The 4,369-nt window shown below is 58.3% G+C and carries 1 protein-coding gene; it reads left to right on the forward strand.

Annotated features, from left to right (window positions below):
• The first annotated feature begins 342 nt into the window (after window positions 1-342).
• Window positions 343-3,705, forward strand: coding sequence for an outer membrane beta-barrel protein (locus C4334_RS14400; RefSeq protein ID WP_352432785.1), 3,363 nt, complete (start codon window positions 343-345; stop codon window positions 3,703-3,705).
• Window positions 3,706-4,369 lie beyond the last annotated feature (664 nt).

Raw genomic sequence — 4,369 nt, forward strand, 5'->3', positions numbered from 1 at the left:
AAGGTCTTGATTTCATGCCAATTCGGTTGTATGCTTGACGCGCACACGAGGCAATTGGAGCGTCCGCTGAAACCCCGACTTCAAACTCCATCCGGGAAATTTTGGATGGGGGAAGCAAAGTGCAATTTCTCTTTCGATGGCGAGCGAAGTTATGTCTCGCCGCGTAACAGGTCTCACATTTTAGTGCGTTTGTTGACGCGCTCAATTGACGAGAGATGTTTGACCTTCTTAGTTCGTTTGACAGCGAAACTAAACGCTTCGCGGAGGAACTACTTCACACACCGTCCAGCAGGAGCGCGTCCGAGCTTTCAGGACGGCTTTTCGAAAAACGAAGGAGGAAACATGCTTTCGAGGCAAATTCTGTTGCTTCTGCTCGGCGTCGCGCTGACGATCTCCGCCTTTGCCCCGCGGACGGCGGCACAGGCCGTTTACGGCAACGTCATCGGCACTGTGACGGACCCGCAGGGGGCAGCCATCGTCGGGGCGACGGTCACCGTTTCGGATCCAGCGAAGAACATCTCGCGAACCGCACAAACCAATGAATCAGGCAACTACACGGTGACCAATCTCGTGCCCGGACGCTACCAAGTTCGGGTCGAGCAACGCGGCTACAAAGTCGCTACACAAGAGGTCGAGGTCAAAGCGGACGTGACGGCTCGCGTTGACTTCTCCTTGCAAGTGGGCGAAGTAACCGAACAGGTCACCGTCACCGAAGAGACGCAGGCGCTTTCGCTCAAAACGGATCGCGCTGATGTAGCAACCTCCTTCAGTCAGCGTCAACTTCAAGAACTTCCGATCTTCGACCGCAACTTCACAAACTTCACGCTGCTCACACCGGGAACGCAAAAACTCGGCTGGCAGCATGCCGCAAGCGAGAACCCGCAAGGCTCGATTCAGATCATGGTCAACGGGCAACACTTCAGCGGGACCGCTTTTCAACTCGATGGCACGGACAATCGCGATCCCATCCTCGGGATCATCGTCATCAACCCGACGCTCGAATCGGCCACCGAAGCCAAGGTCACTACGCAGAACTACGATGCCGAGTTCGGACTGGCAACCGCAGGCGTGGTGACGGCGCAAACGCGCTCCGGCTCGAACGAGCCTCACGGAAGCGCCTTCATCTTCCGGCGCAACGATCTGTTTCAAGCGCGCGACCCATTCTCGCAGAGCGTTCCTGATGCCGTCACCGGCAGGTTGCTTCCCAAAAGCCTCTGGTCGCAGTTTGGCGGATCTTTTGGTTGGCGCTTGAAGAAGGACAAGAACTTCATCTTCGGCGACTACCAAGGAACGCGCAGCAAAGAAGGCGCCTCCGTTTTGACCACTGTGCCGACGGCAAGAGCGCGCACAGGCGATCTCAGCGAATACGGGCGCACGATCTATGATCCGCTGACGGGCGATCCGAACACGGCCGTTGGGCGAACGCCGTTTCCCGGCAACATCATTCCGTCAAACAGGCTCTCGCCGCAGGCGCTCAACCTTTTGAAGCTGATCCCGCTGCCGAACCGCCCTGGCATCTCGAACAATTACAGTGCTTCTGGGCAAGACGTCTTCAATGGCGATCAGTTCAACGTGCGCGATGACCACTACTGGAGCCAGAACCTACACCTCTTCGGTCGGTACAGCTTCGCGCAATACGACCGCACCAAGCCAGGCGCTTTCGGCTTCCTCGTGGGCGGTCCGGGACTGAGCGGCGCGCGCTTTGCCGGAAGCTCCAACGTGCGCAATCAGTCGATCGCCGCCGGCTTCGATTACACGGTCAGCCCGAACACGATCACGGACTTCCGCTTCGGCTATTTCCGTTATCGCGTCAAGGTGCTGCCCGGCGGAGTCGGCACGCGCCCTGCTGCCGATGCCGGCATTCCGGGGTTGAATGTGGACGATTTCTTCACCTCAGGTATGCCCTTCTTCGCCATCGAAGGGCCGGGCGGATTTCAGATCGGCTACGCGCTTGAACCGAACGGGTGCAACTGCCCGCTCGATCAAGACGAACAGCAGTATCAGTTCGTCAATAATTGGACTTTCTTGCGCGGCAACCACGCCTACAAGTTCGGCGCCGACATCCGTTATGCCATCAACTTGCGCGTGCCCTCGGACGCGCATCGTGCCGGACAACTGCGCTTCAACGAAGCCCGCACGGGCGTTCGTCTGAATCCATCAGACCCGAACATCACAGGGGGGCTCGGAATAGCCACCTTCTTGCTGGGTGACGTGACCAACTTCGTCCGTTACGTCAGCACGCGCACCGACGCCAAGGAGTACCAGCGCCGTTGGTTCTTCTACGGTCAAGACACTTGGCGCCGGACGCGCAAGCTGACGATCAACTACGGCCTGCGTTGGGAACTGATCTTTCCAGAGAAGGTGAAAAGGCCGGGCGACGGCGGCCTGCTTAATCTCGATACGGGCGAGATCTTCGTCGCCAACGTCGGCGAAGTCGGCTCCGACTTCAACGTCAAGCCGACCTACAAGGCTTTCGCGCCGCGACTCGGCGCCGCCTACCAGTGGACCGACCGAACCGTGATCCGCATGGGTTATGGTCGTAGCTTCGACATCGGCGTGTTCGGCTCGATCTTCGGTCACACGGTGACGCAGAACTTGCCCGTGCTCGCCTTCCAATCGCTATCGACCGACAACTTCAAGCGCGTCTTTACGCTTGCCTCTGGGCCGCCAGCGCCTACTTTCCCGAATGTGCCGCCCAACGGGCGTTTGCCTTTGCCGATCGGCATTGAAGGGCGTGCCCGTCCGTTCAAGATGCGTCTGCCGACGCTGGACGCATGGAACGTCACGGTGCAACATCAATTCACACCGAACACGTCAGTTGAGGTCGCCTACGTCGGCAACAAGGGCACGCACGTCTTCTTGGGCGATGGTCCGGCCTACAACGTCAATCAGCCGATCAACAACCCCGACATCATCGATGAGGCGCTGCGCCGCCCCTTCTTCCGACGCTTCGGATGGACGCAGAACATCACCTACTACGGCAACGACGCCGACAACCACTACAACGCCTTGCAGACCAAGTTCGAGACCCGCTTCTCCGGCTTGAGCCTGCTCGCGCACTACACGCTGTCGGCGGCGAGGAATTACGACGCCGGTTATTACCATGACCGCAAAGTCGAGTACGGGCCGACCAGTTTCGATCGGAAGCATGTCTTCCTCTTCTCACAGGTATGGGACTTGCCCTTCGGTCGCGGTCGACGCTACCTGAACAACATTTCGCGCGGTCTCGATTTTCTGGTCGGCGGTTGGCAAATCAACTCCATCTCGACTTGGCAAAGCGGTTTGCCATTTACCGCCTTCGTCTCCGGAGCCAACTGCTCCGTCAACTCCGGCCCGTGTCGGCCCGACAAGGTCGGTAACCCAAACGTCAGCAATCCGAACCGCAACGGCTGGTTCGCCGTCGGCATCGGTCCGGGCACGCCATGGGCGAAAGCTCCGCGCGGACAGTTCGGCAACGTCGGACGGAACTCGCTGCGCGGCCCATCGTTCTTCAACACGGACCTTTCGATCTTCAAGAACTTCTCGCTCACCGAATCGACGCGACTCGAATTCCGCGCCGAGGTCTTCAACCTCTTCAACAAGGTCAACCTCGGCCAACCGGATAGTTGCGTCGATTGCAACCCGAGCACTGCGGGCAAGATCTTCGGCATCGCTTCGGGAGCGCGCATGCGCAATGCGCAATTCGGGCTGAGGCTGAAGTTCTAAGAACGGCGATCTCGATGAGCGAGAGAGCGGCTCCGCTCTCTCGCTCCCTTTCGTATTCATCCCATCGGCGCCCAGCAGGGGCGCCTCATTCTTCCCAAAAGAGGAGGCGGCGGGAGCGGCTAATCGGGGCGATCCTGATGCAGTGCGACGAGGCTTGGGTGGCTAATGATCTGCACTTCGATATGGTGAAGCACTGGAAGTGGCGAAACCAAGCAGTGAGTAACGAGGTGATCGCAACCTCCAACGAGGCAGCTTGAGCAGTATAATGTCAATCTGCCAAGGGGGAATTTTTCACCAAAAGGTAGACTTGACAAAGCTTCTGCAAACGCGCACAGAGGTCTACGCCAGGGATTTTTCACCGGAACTCAGACTTGACTCCTGTGCGCCCCCACTGTCGCTTACTTCTTCCGCTTTCGCTCAAAAAACTCCTTCATCCGTTCTACAAACGATGGCTTGTCCCTTGGCTTGCAGCGATCCGCCCACGCTCCAGTATCTCCTTCACACACCACACCTTCACCACGCCTCCGCCCTCCGTCACCATGTACGCCCACCGCTCATCCACTTCCACATCTTATACCAAACCACTCAAGTATTGCTTAGCACTACAACGACGGATTTGAGACGGATTTGAGGTGGACTGTCTGCGCGACCGGTGTGATGCGGT

This window comes from Pyrinomonas sp., assembly GCF_040289685.1.
Classification (GTDB): Bacteria; Acidobacteriota; Blastocatellia; order Pyrinomonadales; family Pyrinomonadaceae; genus Pyrinomonas.